We start from the raw sequence: 14437 nt of genomic DNA on the forward strand, positions 1-14437 counted from the left end.
TTCAATGGAGAGCGTGCCCGCGCTCGACGAACCACTCAAGAAGTCCCTCGGCCCCGCCACCGCCAAGGTCATGGCCGAGGCACTCGACCTGCACACGGTCGGGGACCTGCTCCACCACTACCCCCGCCGGTACGCCGAGCGGGGCGAGCTGACCACCCTCTCCGACCTGCCGCTCGACGAGCACGTCACGGTGGTCGCGCAGGTCGCCGACGCCCGTGTGCTGACCTTCAACGGCTCCAAGGGACGCGGCCGGCGCCTCGAAGTGACCATCACCGACGGCAGCGGCCGGGTGCAGCTGGTCTTCTTCGGCAAGGGCGTGCACAAACCGCACCAGGAGCTGCTGCCCGGCACCCGCGCGATGTTCGCCGGCAAGGCCTCGCTCTTCAACCGGCGCCTCCAGCTCGCCCACCCCGCGTACGAACTCCTCCGCGGCGACGGCGACGAGTCCGCCGACAGCGTGGTCGGCTGGGCCGGCGCCCTCATCCCGATCTACCCGGCCACCGCCAAGCTGGAGTCCTGGAAGATCGCCAAGGCCGTCGACGCCGTCCTGCCCAGCGCCGGTGACGCCGTCGACCCGCTGCCGCCCGCGCTGCGCGAGGGCCGCGGCCTCACCGAACTGCCCGAGGCCCTGCGGATGATCCACCGCCCCCGCACCAAGGCGGACATCGCCCACGCGCGCGAACGGCTCAAGTGGGACGAGGCCTTCGTCCTCCAGGTCGCCCTCGCCCGCCGCCGGCACGCCGACACCCAACTGCCCGCCGTCGCCCGGCGACCGGCCCCCGGCGGCATCCTCGACGCCTTCGACGCCAAGCTGCCCTTCACCCTCACCGACGGCCAGCAGAAGGTCTCGGAGGAGATCTTCGACGACCTGGCCACCGAGCACCCGATGCACCGTCTCCTCCAGGGCGAGGTCGGCAGCGGAAAGACCATGGTCGCCCTGCGCGCCATGCTCGCCGTCGTCGACTCCGGCGGACAGGCCGCGATGCTCGCCCCCACCGAGGTCCTCGCCCAGCAGCACCACCGTTCCGTCACCGAGATGATGGGCGAGCTCGCCGAAGGAGGCATGCTCGGCGGCGCCGAACGCGCCACCAAGGTCGTCCTGCTCACCGGCTCCATGGGCGCCGCCGCCCGCCGCCAGGCCCTGCTCGACCTGGTCACCGGCGAGGCGGGCATCGTCATCGGCACGCACGCGCTGATCGAGGACAAGGTCCAGTTCCACGACCTCGGCCTGGTCGTCGTCGACGAGCAGCACCGCTTCGGCGTCGAGCAGCGCGACGCCCTGCGCGGCAAGGGGAAGCAGCCCCCGCACCTCCTCGTCATGACCGCCACCCCCATCCCGCGCACGGTCGCCATGACCGTCTTCGGCGACCTGGAGACCTCCGTCCTCGACCAGCTGCCCGCCGGCCGCTCTCCGATCGCCAGCCATGTCGTCCCCGCAGCCGACAAACCGCACTTCCTCGCGCGCACCTGGGAGCGGGTCCGCGAGGAGGTCGGGAAGGGGCACCAGGCGTACGTGGTCTGCCCGCGCATCGGCGACGAGGAGGACCAGAAGAAGAAGGCCAGGGCGTCCGCCGAGGACGAGGCCGAGAAGCGCCCGCCGCTCGCCGTCCTCGACGTCGCCGAGAAGCTGCGCACCGGCCCCCTCGCGGGCCTGCGGATCGCCGTCCTGCACGGCCGCATGCACCCGGACGACAAGGACGACGTCATGCGCCGCTTCGCCGCCGGAGAGCTCGACGTCCTCGTCGCCACCACCGTCATCGAGGTCGGCGTCAACGTGCCCAACGCCACCGCCATGGTGATCATGGACGCCGACCGCTTCGGCGTCTCCCAGCTCCACCAGCTCCGCGGCCGCGTCGGCCGCGGCTCCGCGCCCGGCCTGTGTCTCCTCGTCAGCGAGATGCCCGAGGCGAGCCCCGCCCGGCAGCGGCTGAACGCCGTCGCCGCCACCCTCGACGGCTTCGAGCTCTCCCGTATCGACCTCGAGCAGCGACGCGAGGGCGACGTCCTCGGCCAGGCCCAGTCCGGCGTCCGCTCCTCCCTGCGCGTGCTCACCGTCATCGAGGACGAGGAGGTCATCGCCGCCGCGCGCGAGGAGGCCACCGCCCTCGTCCTCGCCGACCCCGACCTCACCGCCCACCCGGGCCTGCGCACCGCGCTCGACGCCCTCCTCAGCGAGGAGCGGGAGGAGTACCTGGAGAAGGGCTGAGTGCCCGTCCGCGGCCATATCCTGGGACCTACGCATTCGACGACGCAGGACGAGGACACCGATGACCCGCGTGATCGCCGGTACCGCCGGCGGACGGCGCCTGGCCGTGCCCCCCGGCAACGGCACCCGCCCCACCTCCGACCGGGCACGGGAAGGCCTCTTCTCCACCTGGGAGGCGTTCCACGGCCTGGCCGGGTCCCGCGTCGCCGACCTGTACGCGGGCTCCGGCGCCGTCGGCCTGGAGGCGCTCTCCCGGGGCGCCGACCACGCCCTCCTCGTCGAGGCCGACCCCCGCGCCGCGAAGACGATCCGGGACAACGTCCGGTCGATCGGCCTGCCCGGCGCCGAACTCCGCACCGGCAAGGCCGAGCAGATCGTGACGGGACCGGCCCCTGCCGACCCGTACGACCTGGTCTTCCTCGACCCGCCCTACGCCGTCGGGGACGACGAGCTCCGCGAGATTCTCCTCACACTGCGCTCCGGGGGCTGGCTGAGCGAGGATGCCCTCGTCACGGTGGAGCGCAGCACCCGAGGCGGGGAGTTCGGCTGGCCGGCCGGATTCGAGGCCCTGCGGTCCCGTCGCTACGGCGAGGGAACGTTTTGGTACGGTCGCGCCGCCTCTACGTGCGAAGACGCACGATGACCCGACCGGAGAGCGAGGGACCCAAGTTGCGCCGCGCCGTCTGCCCGGGGTCATTCGACCCCATCACCAACGGACACCTCGACATCATCGCCCGCGCCTCCAAGCTGTACGACGTCGTGCACGTCGCGGTGATGATCAACCAGTCGAAGAAGGGCCTGTTCACGGTCGACGAGCGGATCGAGCTGATCCGCGAGGTCACCGCCGACTTCGGCAACGTCGAGGTGGAGTCCTTCCACGGACTGCTCGTCGACTTCTGCAAGCAGCGCGACATCCCCGCGATCGTCAAGGGCCTGCGCGCCGTCAGCGACTTCGACTACGAGCTGCAGATGGCCCAGATGAACAACGGGCTCACGGGCGTGGAGACGCTGTTCGTCCCCACCAACCCGACGTACAGCTTCCTCTCCTCCTCGCTCGTCAAGGAGGTCGCCGCCTGGGGCGGCGACGTCTCCCACCTCGTCCCGCCGACGGTGCTTCCCCGGCTCACCGAGCGGCTCGCGCGGAAGTGACGCGCGGCCACCGCCCCTGACGCTCCGTCACCTGGTGTCGGACGGGCGCCGACTGCCCTTACAGTCGTCCCGTCCGTCTCCATCCAGCTGTAGAGAGTGGCGAGCACCAGGTGGACGTGCAGAAGAAGCTCGACGAGATCGTCGCGACCGTGCAGGGCGCCCGCTCCATGCCCATGTCGGCATCGTGCGTGGTCAACCGCGCCGAGCTGCTCGCCCTGCTCGAAGAGGTACGGGAGGCCCTGCCCGGCTCCCTCGCCCAGGCCCAGGAGCTGATCGGCGGCCGCGAGCAATTGGTCGAGCAGGCCCGCCAGGAGGCCGAGCGGATCATCGAGGCCGCCCACGCCGAGCGGGGCTCGATCGTCTCCGACACCCAGGTCGCCCGCCAGTCGCAGGAGGAGGCCGACCGGATCCTCGCCGAGGCCCGCCGTGAGGCCGAGGAGGTACGGGCCGAGGCCGACGACTACGTCGACTCCAAGCTCGCCAACTTCGAGGTCGTCCTCAACAAGACCATCGGCTCCGTCGACCGAGGGCGCGAGAAGCTCCTCGGCCGCGGCCCGGGCCTCGACCAGGACGGCTACGCCGACGCGGACGCCCCCGAGTACAGCGCCGACCCGCAGACCCTGATCCGGCGGGCCGACGAGTACGTGGACGCCAAGCTGGGCGCCTTCGAGGCCGTCCTCAGCAAGACCCTGGAGGCCGTCGGGCGCGGTCGGCAGAAGCTCCACGGCCGGATCGCCACGGACGCCCTCGGCGAGCACATGGCGGCGCAGGACGGCCTCGGCGGCGCGGTCCACACCAGCGACGCGGACTACCTGGCCGGGCTCGCGGAGATCGCCGAACCCGAACCCGTACCCGCGCAGATGCAGGCGCAGCAGCAGCCAGACCCGTACGGGTACCCGCAGCAGGACCCCGCCTACGGGTACCAGCAGCAGGACGCCTACGGTTACCAGCAGCAGGACCCCTACGCGTACCAGGGGCAGTACGGCTACGAACAGCAGCAGTACGACCCCCAGGGGCAGGGCCAGGGCCAGGTACACCCACAGCCCCACCAGCCGCAGCAGGCCGCCGCGCTCGACGAGACCAGCTTCTTCGACACGAGCATGATCGACCTGGAGCAGTTGCGCCGGTACGAACAGGGACAGTAAGGGGCAGGGGGCCCGGATTGGGCCCTGAGCGAAGCGTCCAGTATCCTGGCCCTTCGGTCGCGCTATGTCCGCGATCCTTGCTGCCCACGTCTGGCAGCCTCCTCTACGCCGCAGAACGATCCGAAAGCAGGAAGACCCCTGAGCACGCGCCTCGACCACCGCAACCCCCTCGTGTTCGACACGCACGAGCTGGGGCGGCGTCCTGGTGCCCTCCAGCGGATCTCGCGTTCGGTCGAGGCCCCCAGGGACCTCGGCGTCGAAGGAGTCATCGGAGTGCCCGAGGGCGCTCCGGTCGAAATCGATCTCCGTCTTGAGTCGGTCATGGAAGGGGTGCTTGTCACAGGCACCGCCCGTGCATCGGCCGAGGGGGAGTGCGTAAGGTGTCTGGAGCCCGTCGAGCTGGAGCTCGACGTGGACTTCCAGGAGATGTTCTCGTACCCCGACTCCGACGACCGGGGCCGCTCCAAGGCGGCCGCGGACGACGAAGCCGAGAACGACGAGGACATGATCCCCCTCGAGGACGGCATGTTCGACCTCGAGCCCGTGCTGCGTGATGCGGTGGTGCTCGCACTGCCGATGCAGCCGGTGTGCCGGGAGGACTGTGCGGGTCTGTGTTCCGAGTGTGGAACCAACCTGAACGAGAACCCGGACCACCACCATGACGCCGTCGACATCCGTTGGGCGGCACTGCAGGGACTCGCCGGTTCGCTGGGAACCGATGAGAAGGACAACATGAGCGGCAAAGCCTCTGACGGGGACGTCCGAAGCGCCGCCGAGAAGCAGGAGAAGTAGCCGTGGCTGTTCCGAAGCGGAAGATGTCGCGCAGCAACACGCGCCACCGCCGGTCGCAGTGGAAGGCTGCGGTCCCCACCCTGGTTTCGTGTGAGCGTTGCCAGGAGCCGAAGCTGCAGCACATCGCGTGCCCGAGCTGCGGCACCTACAACAAGCGCCAGGTCCTCTCGGTCTGAGTGGCTGGTGAGAGGCACGATGTCTGAGAGCATCAGCGCAGCCTCGTCCCACACGCTTCTGGAAGGGCGGCTCGGGTATCAGCTCGAGTCCGCCCTTCTGGTGCGTGCGCTGACCCACCGCTCGTACGCGTACGAGAACGGCGGTCTGCCCACCAACGAGCGTCTCGAGTTCCTCGGGGACTCCGTGCTCGGCCTGGTGGTCACGGACACGCTGTACCGCACCCACCCGGACCTGCCGGAAGGCCAGCTGGCCAAACTGCGGGCCGCGGTGGTCAACTCGCGTGCGCTGGCGGAGGTCGGGCGCGGCCTCGAACTCGGCTCCTTCATCCGGCTCGGCCGGGGCGAAGAGGGCACGGGCGGCCGGGACAAGGCGTCCATCCTCGCCGACACCCTTGAAGCGGTGATCGGCGCGGTCTATCTCGACCAGGGCCTCGACGCGGCGTCCGAGCTGGTGCACCGGCTCTTCGACCCGCTGATCGAGAAGTCCTCGAACCTCGGTGCCGGCCTGGACTGGAAGACCAGCCTCCAGGAGCTCACCGCGGCCGAGGGGCTGGGTGTCCCGGAGTACCTCGTCTCCGAAGAGGGTCCGGACCACGAGAAGACCTTTACTGCTGCCGCCCGCGTCGGTGGTGTCTCGTACGGCACCGGCACCGGCCGCAGCAAGAAGGAAGCGGAACAGCAGGCGGCGGAGTCCGCCTGGCGCGCGATCCGCGCGGCCGCGGACGAGCGTGCGGCGGCGGCGAAGACCGCGGCCGAAGCCGCTCCGGCCGACGAGCAGGACCGGACGGAAGGGGCCACCCCGGCCACCGCCTGACCGAGAGCCCGCACGGCCCCGCGTTCCTTCAGCGGAGTCTTCCCGCCCGCCCCCGCCAGGGGCGGGCGGAGCCGTTTCCGGAGGCAGGAGGCGGGCGCTTCCCGGGCGGTAGGCTGGCTGACCACCATCCCGTAGCCCTTTCGGAGGAGTCCCGTGCCCGAGCTGCCCGAGGTCGAGGTCGTACGGCGCGGTCTGGAGCGCTGGGTCGCCGGACGGACCGTGGCCGAGGTCGAGGTGCTGCACCCGAGGGCGGTACGCCGCCACCTGGCCGGGGGCGAGGACTTCGCGGCCCGGCTGAAGGGGCAGCGCTTCGAGGGGGCGCGGCGGCGCGGAAAGTACCTCTGGCTGCCGCTGGCGGAGACCGGCACCTCCGTCCTGGGACACCTCGGCATGAGCGGCCAGCTGCTCGTCCAGCCGGAGGGCGCCCCGGACGAGAAGCACCTGCGCATCCGGATCCGCTTCGACGACTCCGCCGGCACGGAGCTGCGCTTCGTCGACCAGCGCACCTTCGGCGGGCTCTCGCTCCACGACCAGACTCCCGACGGGCTCCCGGACGTCATCGCGCACATCGCCCGCGATCCGCTGGACCCCGCGTTCGACGACGCCGTCTTCCAGAGCGCGCTGCGGCTGCGCCGTACCACCGTCAAGCGGGCGCTGCTCGACCAGTCGCTGATCAGCGGCGTCGGCAACATCTACGCGGACGAGGCGCTCTGGCGGTCGAGGCTGCACTACGACCGGCCGACCGCCACCCTCACCCGCCCGCGCTCGGCCGAGCTCCTCGGGCACGTCAGGGACGTGATGAACGCGGCGCTCGCCGCCGGCGGCACGAGCTTCGACAGCCTGTACGTGAACGTCAACGGCGAGTCCGGCTACTTCGACCGCTCGCTCGACGCCTACGGGCGCGAGGGCCGGCCCTGCCGCCGCTGCGGTACGCCGATGCGGCGACGGGCCTGGATGAACCGGTCCAGCTACTTCTGCCCGCGCTGCCAGCGTCCGCCGCGCACGATCGCCTGACGGTCAGGCGGTGACCGGCGCGGCGCGCTCCGCGTCGTACCTCTCGCGCGCCGCCTCGACCTGGGGCATCCGCCCCTCCACCAGCTCGATCAGGCCGATCAGCCGGTCCGCGACCTCGCGGCCGAGCGGGGTGAGCCGGTAGTCGACCCGCGGCGGGTTCGTGGGCTGGGCCTCGCGGTGGACGAGGCCGTCGCGCTCCAGGGCGTGCAGCGTCTGCGACAGCATCTTCTCGCTCACGCCGTCGACCCGGCGCCGCAGCTCGTTGAAGCGGAACGTCCCTTCGTGCAGGGCGCCGAGCGTCAGGCTGCCCCAGCGGCCCGTCACATGCTCCAGCGTGCCGCGCGAGGGGCAGGCGCGCGCGAACACGTCGTAGGGGAGGTCGTCAGTCATACCCTCACGGTACTCCGACACAGCGCTGACTTCTAGGCGTGCGCTATCCACTTGCTTGCGCTTTCAAAAAGTTAGTGCTCTACTTCTGGTCATCACTCCGCACACCCCTCCGAGGAGCCCCTGTGACCACCCCCGTCGTCTCCATCGCCTACCACTCCGGCTACGGCCACACGGCGGTCCTGGCCGAGGCCGTCCGCTCCGGCGCCGCTGACGCGGGCGCCACCGTCCACCTGGTGAAGGTCGACGAGATCACCGACGCCGAGTGGGAGCTGCTCGACGCCTCCGACGCGATCGTCTTCGGCTCCCCGACCTACATGGGCACGGCCTCCGGCGCCTTCCACCAGTTCGCCGAGGCCACCTCCCAGCGCTGGTTCACCGACGCCTGGCTGGACAAGCTCGCCGCCGGCTTCACCAACTCCGGCTCCAAGAGCGGCGACAAGCTGCACACCCTGCAGTTCTTCCAGACCCTCGCCGGCCAGCACGGCATGACCTGGGTCAACCTCGGCCTGAAGCCCGGCTGGAACAGCAGCGAGGCCTCCGAGAACGACCTCAACCGCCTCGGCTTCTTCTCCGGCGCCGGCGCCCAGACCCACACCGACCTGGGCCCCGAAGGCGTCCACAAGGCCGACGTCGCCACCGCCGAACACCTCGGCCGCCGCGTCGCCCTCACGGCCCGCACCTTCGCGGCGGGCAAGGCCGCCGCCTGACACCCCCGCGGCCGGGGCGGTACGCGAAAGGGCCCCGTCACCTCAAGGTGACGGGGCCCTTTCGCTGTCGCGTGCGGTGCTCGGCTCAGTAGCCGAAGTCCTGGGTCCACCAGGGGCCGCCGTCGCCGAAGACGACGCCGACGCCCAGGGTCGTGAAGTCACAGTTCAGGATGTTGGCCCGGTGGCCGTCGCTGTTCATCCAGGACGCCATCACGGCCGCCGCGTCCACCTGGCCGCGGGCGATGTTCTCGCCGCCCATCCCCGTGATGCCCGCCTGCTCCGCCCGGACCCACGGCGTGTCGCCGTCCGGGTCCGTGTGGTCGAAGAAGCCGCGGGTGGCCATGTCCGCGCTGAAGGCGCCGGCAAGCGCCGCGAGCCGCGCGTCCGGGCGGACCGGGGTGCAGCCCACCTTGGCGCGCTCGGTGTTGACCAGGCGCAGGACCTCGGCCTCGGCGGCCTCGCTCCGGTCGGCGGTGGAGGTGACCGGGGCCTTCTGGGTCGGGGCCGCCGTGGTCGGCGCGGGCGCCTTCGTCGTGGGCGCGATCGTGACCCTGGTGGGCGCAGGCTTCGGCGGGGTCGTCCTCGTCTTCGCCGGAGCCGGAGCCGGCTTCGGCTTCGGCTTCGCCTTCGTCGGAGTCGGCTTCGGGGTGGCCTTCGGCTTCGGGGTGGCCTTCGGGCTCGGCTTCGTGGACGGGGTCGTCGTCGGGGAGACGGACGCGCCGCTCTTCCCGGCGCCCGCGCGCGTGCCCGTGTCCGTCGCCGTACCGCCCGACTCGGCGGCCGGAGTCCGGGTCGTTCCGCCCTGCGTCGTCAGCTCGGGGGTCTGCCGGGACTGAACCTGGCGCTGGCTCGTGCCGGCGCTGCCGACGGTGAACGTGTCTCCGCCGGGGAGCAGACCCGAGGCGACGGCGACCGCGCCGACCGCGACCGCCGCGGAGGCGCCGAGCAGGCCGTTGCGCACGGGCCGCCGACGGCGGGCACCCCGGTTCGGGCGGCCCGAACCGGCCGCGTAGTCTTCTGCGGCGGGTGCGGCGCCGGAGCGACGGTGGCGTCCCATCTGCTCTGCCTTCCTCTGCTGGACCTCGCTGGTCTGGTTCTTCGCCGGGCTTTGCTGATCTTTGCTGTCGGTACCGTTCCGGATCGACAGTCGAACGGCGCGCGCCCGAACGGGTGAGGCGTGTTCGGTCGGGACTGTACGCCATGAGAAGCAGGGGCGATGTGCTCATCCGGCAATCCGCCCGTTAGCGTGCAGCCATGAGTGACGACGTACGGATGACCGCTTGGGTGCGCGGCCGGGTACAGGGAGTGGGCTTCCGCTGGTTCACCAGGGCAAACGCCTTGGAGATCGGCGGCCTGGTGGGCTTCGCCCTGAACCTCGACGACGGCCGGGTGCAGGTGGTGGCCGAGGGGCCGCGTGAGAATTGCCACCGTCTGCTCGACTGGCTCCGCTCCGACGACACACCCGGACGTGTGGACGGTGTCACTGAGATCTGGGACACGCCGCGGGGCGGCTACGAGAGCTTCGCCATCCGCTGACGATCACGCTCCGACACCCCGCCCGGTGACCGACAGCGGCATCGGGCGGACGCCCGGTAACAGGCGTGTGACCAGCGAGACGCCTGATGGTTGCCAACGGAGGCCGGCCGTGCGAGGCTGCCCCGTAAGGATGATCGCGACGCCCCCGAGGCGCCGAGTTCGAAGGCCCAGCCGCCCGCTGAGCGGCCGTGGACTCCTCGGCAGCCCTTCAAACGGGGCGTGATCGTGTTGACCGTCAAACTTTTTGGTGAGACTCTGGAAGCCCCGCGCACCTTAGCTGTTTGGCAGTGGAACCGGCACGACAAGCAGTACTGCCGAGCACCGCGGGTGCGAATCCCTCACGACCCATACCGCATCGGTCGGTCACTCATTGTGGAGGACCATCCATCATGGCAAAGGCGCTTCTCGGTTACGTCGGCGGCTCCGACCCGCGACTCCTCGCCGAGATGCGACGGCTACAGCAGCGCGTCCAGGACCTCGAATCCGAGCTGGTACGGATCCAGTCCGAGAACGACACGCTCGCCGCTGCCGCCGCTCAGCACCAGGGAGAGTCACTGCTGAACAGCATCGACCTCGACGTACCCCAGGCAGAGCCCGCGCTCACCTGACAACCCAGCCCCGCAGGGGCCGGGTGGACAGCATTCTCGTCGGCGCAGCCGGACACCCACAGCTGATCGTGCGGATCGACACACGCGCACGGCGGCTGGACCTGCAAGGGACGCTTCGGCGTCCCTTCCTTCTTTCACAGGGCCAACTTTCACCGGCTGTTTCCCCGGCGTCCCACCCCTCCTCACCCGAGGATCTGCCCCACGTCATCACGGGCGAAACGCGCGACCCCCGGTAGAGTCCCCGGAGTGCACCTCAAGGCCCTGACCCTCCGCGGATTCAAGTCGTTCGCCTCGGCCACCACGCTGCGGTTCGAGCCGGGAATCACCTGTGTCGTGGGCCCCAACGGATCGGGCAAGTCCAACGTCGTGGACGCCCTCTCCTGGGTCATGGGCGAACAGGGCGCCAAGTCGCTGCGCGGCGGCAAGATGGAGGACGTCATCTTCGCCGGCACGACCGGGCGCCCTCCGCTCGGCCGCGCCGAGGTCTCGCTGACCATCGACAACTCCGACGGCGCCCTGCCCATCGACTACGCCGAGGTCACCCTCACCCGGATCATGTTCCGCGGCGGCAGCAGCGAGTACCAGATCAACGGCGACACTTGCCGGCTGCTCGACTTCCAGGACCTGCTCTCCGACTCCGGCATCGGACGCGAGATGCACGTCATCGTCGGACAGGGCCAGCTCGACTCCGTCCTGCACGCCGACCCCATGGGCCGCCGCGCCTTCATCGAGGAGGCCGCCGGCGTCCTCAAGCACCGCAAGCGGAAAGAGAAGGCGCTGCGGAAGCTGGACGCGATGCAGGCCAACCTCGCGCGCGTGCAGGACCTCACCGACGAACTCCGCCGCCAGCTCAAGCCCCTGGGCCGGCAGGCCGCCGTCGCCCGCCGCGCCGCCGTCATCCAGTCCGACCTGCGCGACGCCCGGCTCCGGCTCCTCGCCGACGACCTCGTACGGCTCCGGGAGGCGCTGACGGCCGAGGTCGCCGACGAGGCGGCCCTGCTCGCCCGCAAGGAGGCCACCGAGACCGAGCTGCGCGCCGCCCTCGCCCGGGAGGCCGAGCTCGAGGCGGAGGCCCGCACCCTCGTCCCCCGCCTGGAACGCGCCCAGCAGAACTGGTACGACCTCTCCCAGCTCGCCGAGCGCGTGCGTGGCACCGTCTCCCTGGCCGACGCGCGCGTGAAGAGCGCCACCACCGCACCCGCCGAGGAGCGGCGCGGCCGCGACCCCGAGGACCTGGAGCGGGAGGCCGCCCGCGTCCGCGAGCAGGAGGCCGAGCTCGAAGCCGCCCTGGAGGCCGCCGAACGCGCCCTGGAGGACACCGTCGCCCACCGCGCTGACCTCGAGCGGACGCTCGCGGCCGAGGAGCGCCGCCTCAGGGACCTGGCCCGTGCCATCGCCGACCGGCGCGAGGGCCTCGCCCGCCTCCACGGCCAGGTCAACGCGGCCCGCTCGCGCGCCGCCTCCGCACAGGCCGAGATCGGCCGGCTCGCCGCCGCCCGCGACGAGGCCGCGGAGCGCGCGACCGCCGCCCAGGAGGAGTACCAGCAGCTCAAGGCCGAGGTCGACGGACTCGACGCGGAGGACACCGAGCACAGCGAGCGGTACGAGGCCGCCCGCCGCGAACTCGCCGACGCGGAGGCCGCGCTGAGCACCGCCCGCGAGACCGCCGCCACCGCCGAACGCCGCCGCGCCGCGACCCGGGCCCGGCACGACACCCTCGCCCTCGGGCTGCGCCGCAAGGACGGCACGGGCGCGCTGCTCTCCGCCGGGCTCGCCGGACTCCTCGGCCCGGCCGCCGAACTCCTCACCGTCACCCCCGGGTACGAGATCCCCGTCGCCGCCGCCCTCGGCGCGGCCGCCGACGCGCTCGCCGCCGACGGCCCCTCCGCCGCCGCCGAAGCCCTGCGCCTGCTGCGCAAGCAGGACGCGGGCCGGGCCACCCTCATCCTGGCCGGAGCCCCGGAGCCGCAGCCCACTCCCGCGCCCGAGGGCCGTCCGTACGCCGCCGACCTGGTCCGCGGCCCTGCCGAACTCCAGGGCGCCGTCCGCCGGTTGCTCGCCGGGATCGTGGTCGTCGGGGACCTCGACGAGGCCGTCGAACTGGTCAGGTCCCGGCCCGCGCTGACCGCCGTCACCGCCGAAGGGGACCTGCTCGGGGCGCATGTCGCGCAGGGCGGATCCGCTGGCGCGCCCAGCCTCCTCGAAGTCCAGGCCTCGGTCGCCGAGGCCGCCGCGGAGCTCGAGGAACTGGGCCGGCGGTGCGAGGAGTTGGCGGTCGCCGAGCATGAGGCCGGCGAGCGGCGCCGTACCGCCGCGGCCCTCGTCGAGGAACTCGACACCCGCCGTCGCGCCGGCGAGCGCGAGCGCTCCGCCGTCGCCCAGCGGCTCGGCCGGCTCGCCGGGCAGGCCAGGGGAGCCGCGGGGGAGGCCGAGCGGACCGCGGCGGCCGCCGCCCGCGCCGAGGAAGCCCTGGAGAAGGCCACCGCCGAGGCCGAGGAGCTGGCCGAACGGCTCCTCGTGGCCGAGGAGACACCCGCCGACGACGAGCCCGACACCTCCGGGCGTGACCGGCTCGCGGCCGACGCCTCCCAGGCGCGCCAGAGCGAGATGGAGGCGCGGCTCCAGGTCCGTACCCACGAGGAGCGGGTCAAGTCGCTCGCCGGACGGGCCGACTCCCTCGACCGGGCCGCCCGCGCCGAACGGGAGGCACGCGCGCGTGCCGAGCAGCGCCGGGCCCGGCTGCGCCACGAGGAGCGGGTCGCGGGGGCGGTCGCCGCCGGTGCCCGTGCCCTCCTGGCCCATGTCGAGGTCTCGCTGGTCCGCGCCGAGCGGGAGCGGGTGGCGGCCGAGGCGGCGAGGGCCGACCGGGAGCAGGGCCTCACGGCCGCCCGCGCCCGGGGCCGTGACCTCAAGGCCGAGCTCGACAAGCTGACCGACTCGGTGCACCGGGGCGAGGTGCTCGGCGCCGAGAAGCGACTGCGGATCGAGCAGCTGGAGACGAAGGCGCTCGAGGAGTTCGGCGTGGAGGCGACCGCCCTGGTCGCCGAGTACGGCCCGGACCAGCCCGTGCCCCCCTCTCCGGCCCCCGAGGGGGAGGCGGCGGGGGACACGGAACCCGGTGAGCCGCGGCCGTTCGTCCGTTCGGAGCAGGAGAAGCGGCTGAAGGCGGCCGAACGGGCGTACCACCAGCTCGGAAAGGTCAATCCGCTGGCCCTGGAGGAGTTCGCGGCCCTGGAGGAGCGGCACCGGTTCCTCTCGGAGCAGCTGGAGGACCTGCGGAAGACCCGTACCGACCTGCTTCAGGTCGTGAAGGAGGTCGACCTGCGCGTCGAGCAGGTCTTCACCGAGGCATACCGGGACACCGCCCGCGAGTTCGAGGGCGTCTTCTCGCGGCTCTTCCCGGGCGGAGAGGGCCGGCTCGTCCTCACCGACCCGGACAACATGCTCACCACCGGCGTGGAGGTGGAGGCCCGTCCGCCGGGCAAGAAGGTGAAGCGCCTCTCGCTGCTCTCCGGCGGCGAGCGCTCGCTCACCGCCGTGGCGCTGCTCGTCTCGATCTTCAAAGCCAGGCCCAGCCCGTTCTACGTGATGGACGAGGTCGAGGCGGCCCTCGACGACACCAACCTCCAGCGGCTGATCGGGATCATGCGGGAGCTCCAGGAGTCCTCGCAGCTGATCGTGATCACGCACCAGAAGCGGACGATGGAGGTCGCGGACGCGCTGTACGGCGTTTCCATGCAGGGCGACGGGGTATCGAAGGTCATCAGCCAACGGCTCCGCTAGAGAGTTCCCGTAAGGGTTCTCCTTGATCACGTTCAATACTTGAACTCACTTGGGGCCGTGGGTCGTGTTAATTCACAGGAGGCCCCCTCTTGACTTCGAAACTTGAAGGCATAGTCT

At 71.7% G+C, this 14437-nt stretch carries 14 protein-coding genes; 12 read left to right on the plus strand and 2 right to left on the minus strand.

Going from position 1 to position 14437, the window contains the following annotated elements:
* Window positions 1-4: 4 nt before the first annotated feature.
* From recG to mutM, 8 genes are all read left to right on the plus strand, one after another.
* A complete protein-coding gene (gene recG / locus ACZ51I_RS17845) occupies window positions 5-2206 on the plus strand; it encodes an ATP-dependent DNA helicase RecG (protein ID WP_468876601.1) in 2202 nt (733 codons plus the stop codon).
* A 61-nt stretch (window positions 2207-2267) separates the two neighbouring features.
* Complete coding sequence (rsmD, locus tag ACZ51I_RS17850; RefSeq protein WP_468876603.1) at window positions 2268-2849, plus strand: 16S rRNA (guanine(966)-N(2))-methyltransferase RsmD; 582 nt, start codon at window positions 2268-2270, stop codon at window positions 2847-2849.
* Window positions 2850-2875: 26 nt separating this feature from the next.
* Window positions 2876-3355, plus strand: a complete 480-nt coding sequence (coaD, locus tag ACZ51I_RS17855) for a pantetheine-phosphate adenylyltransferase (RefSeq protein ID WP_181399519.1) — start codon at window positions 2876-2878, stop codon at window positions 3353-3355.
* A gap of 110 nt (window positions 3356-3465) precedes the next feature.
* Window positions 3466-4500, plus strand: a complete 1035-nt coding sequence (locus tag ACZ51I_RS17860) for an ATP synthase F0 subunit B (RefSeq protein WP_468876605.1) — start codon at window positions 3466-3468, stop codon at window positions 4498-4500.
* A 138-nt stretch (window positions 4501-4638) separates the two neighbouring features.
* Window positions 4639-5292: a YceD family protein gene (locus ACZ51I_RS17865; protein WP_468876863.1), complete on the plus strand. Its 654-nt coding sequence runs from the start codon at window positions 4639-4641 to the stop codon at window positions 5290-5292.
* A 2-nt stretch (window positions 5293-5294) separates the two neighbouring features.
* Complete coding sequence (rpmF, locus tag ACZ51I_RS17870) at window positions 5295-5468, plus strand: 50S ribosomal protein L32 (protein WP_015036448.1); 174 nt, start codon at window positions 5295-5297, stop codon at window positions 5466-5468.
* A 19-nt stretch (window positions 5469-5487) separates the two neighbouring features.
* A complete protein-coding gene (rnc, locus tag ACZ51I_RS17875) occupies window positions 5488-6282 on the plus strand; it encodes a ribonuclease III (RefSeq protein WP_468876607.1) in 795 nt (264 codons plus the stop codon).
* Between the two features lie 153 nt (window positions 6283-6435).
* Window positions 6436-7296: a bifunctional DNA-formamidopyrimidine glycosylase/DNA-(apurinic or apyrimidinic site) lyase gene (gene mutM, locus ACZ51I_RS17880; RefSeq protein WP_468876609.1), complete on the plus strand. Its 861-nt coding sequence runs from the start codon at window positions 6436-6438 to the stop codon at window positions 7294-7296.
* Window positions 7297-7299: 3 nt separating this feature from the next.
* Here mutM and ACZ51I_RS17885 read toward each other — a convergent pair whose 3' ends face one another.
* Entirely contained in the window at window positions 7300-7686 is a 387-nt protein-coding gene (locus tag ACZ51I_RS17885) for a winged helix-turn-helix transcriptional regulator (RefSeq protein WP_468876611.1), read from the minus strand.
* Window positions 7687-7808: 122 nt separating this feature from the next.
* Between ACZ51I_RS17885 and ACZ51I_RS17890 the strand changes: the two genes are divergently transcribed.
* A complete protein-coding gene (locus tag ACZ51I_RS17890; protein WP_468876613.1) occupies window positions 7809-8393 on the plus strand; it encodes a flavodoxin family protein in 585 nt (194 codons plus the stop codon).
* Window positions 8394-8478: 85 nt separating this feature from the next.
* Here ACZ51I_RS17890 and ACZ51I_RS17895 read toward each other — a convergent pair whose 3' ends face one another.
* A complete protein-coding gene (locus ACZ51I_RS17895; RefSeq protein ID WP_468876615.1) occupies window positions 8479-9450 on the minus strand; it encodes a CAP domain-containing protein in 972 nt (323 codons plus the stop codon).
* Between the two features lie 197 nt (window positions 9451-9647).
* Here ACZ51I_RS17895 and ACZ51I_RS17900 point away from each other — a divergent pair, with 197 nt between their 5' ends.
* The 3 genes from ACZ51I_RS17900 to smc all read left to right on the plus strand — a co-directional run bounded on the left by ACZ51I_RS17900 (window position 9648) and on the right by smc (window position 14320).
* Window positions 9648-9929: an acylphosphatase gene (locus tag ACZ51I_RS17900; protein WP_468876617.1), complete on the plus strand. Its 282-nt coding sequence runs from the start codon at window positions 9648-9650 to the stop codon at window positions 9927-9929.
* A gap of 389 nt (window positions 9930-10318) precedes the next feature.
* Window positions 10319-10537, plus strand: coding sequence for a hypothetical protein (locus tag ACZ51I_RS17905; protein ID WP_030690660.1), 219 nt, complete (start codon window positions 10319-10321; stop codon window positions 10535-10537).
* A gap of 246 nt (window positions 10538-10783) precedes the next feature.
* Window positions 10784-14320, plus strand: a complete 3537-nt coding sequence (gene smc, locus ACZ51I_RS17910) for a chromosome segregation protein SMC (RefSeq protein WP_468876619.1) — start codon at window positions 10784-10786, stop codon at window positions 14318-14320.
* Window positions 14321-14437 lie beyond the last annotated feature (117 nt).

The sequence above is a fragment of the Streptomyces sp. NPDC034084 genome (assembly GCF_055575535.1).

Coding starts and splice junctions, on each gene's coding strand:
- recG (WP_468876601.1), top strand. CDS start 5: ATGGAGAGCGTGCCCGCGCTCGACGAACCACTCAAGAAGTCCCTCGGC.
- rsmD (WP_468876603.1), top strand. CDS start 2,268: ATGACCCGCGTGATCGCCGGTACCGCCGGCGGACGGCGCCTGGCCGTG.
- rnc (WP_468876607.1), top strand. CDS start 5,488: ATGTCTGAGAGCATCAGCGCAGCCTCGTCCCACACGCTTCTGGAAGGG.
- ACZ51I_RS17885 (WP_468876611.1), bottom strand. CDS start 7,686: ATGACTGACGACCTCCCCTACGACGTGTTCGCGCGCGCCTGCCCCTCG.
- ACZ51I_RS17895 (WP_468876615.1), bottom strand. CDS start 9,450: ATGGGACGCCACCGTCGCTCCGGCGCCGCACCCGCCGCAGAAGACTAC.
- ACZ51I_RS17900 (WP_468876617.1), top strand. CDS start 9,648: ATGAGTGACGACGTACGGATGACCGCTTGGGTGCGCGGCCGGGTACAG.
- ACZ51I_RS17905 (WP_030690660.1), top strand. CDS start 10,319: ATGGCAAAGGCGCTTCTCGGTTACGTCGGCGGCTCCGACCCGCGACTC.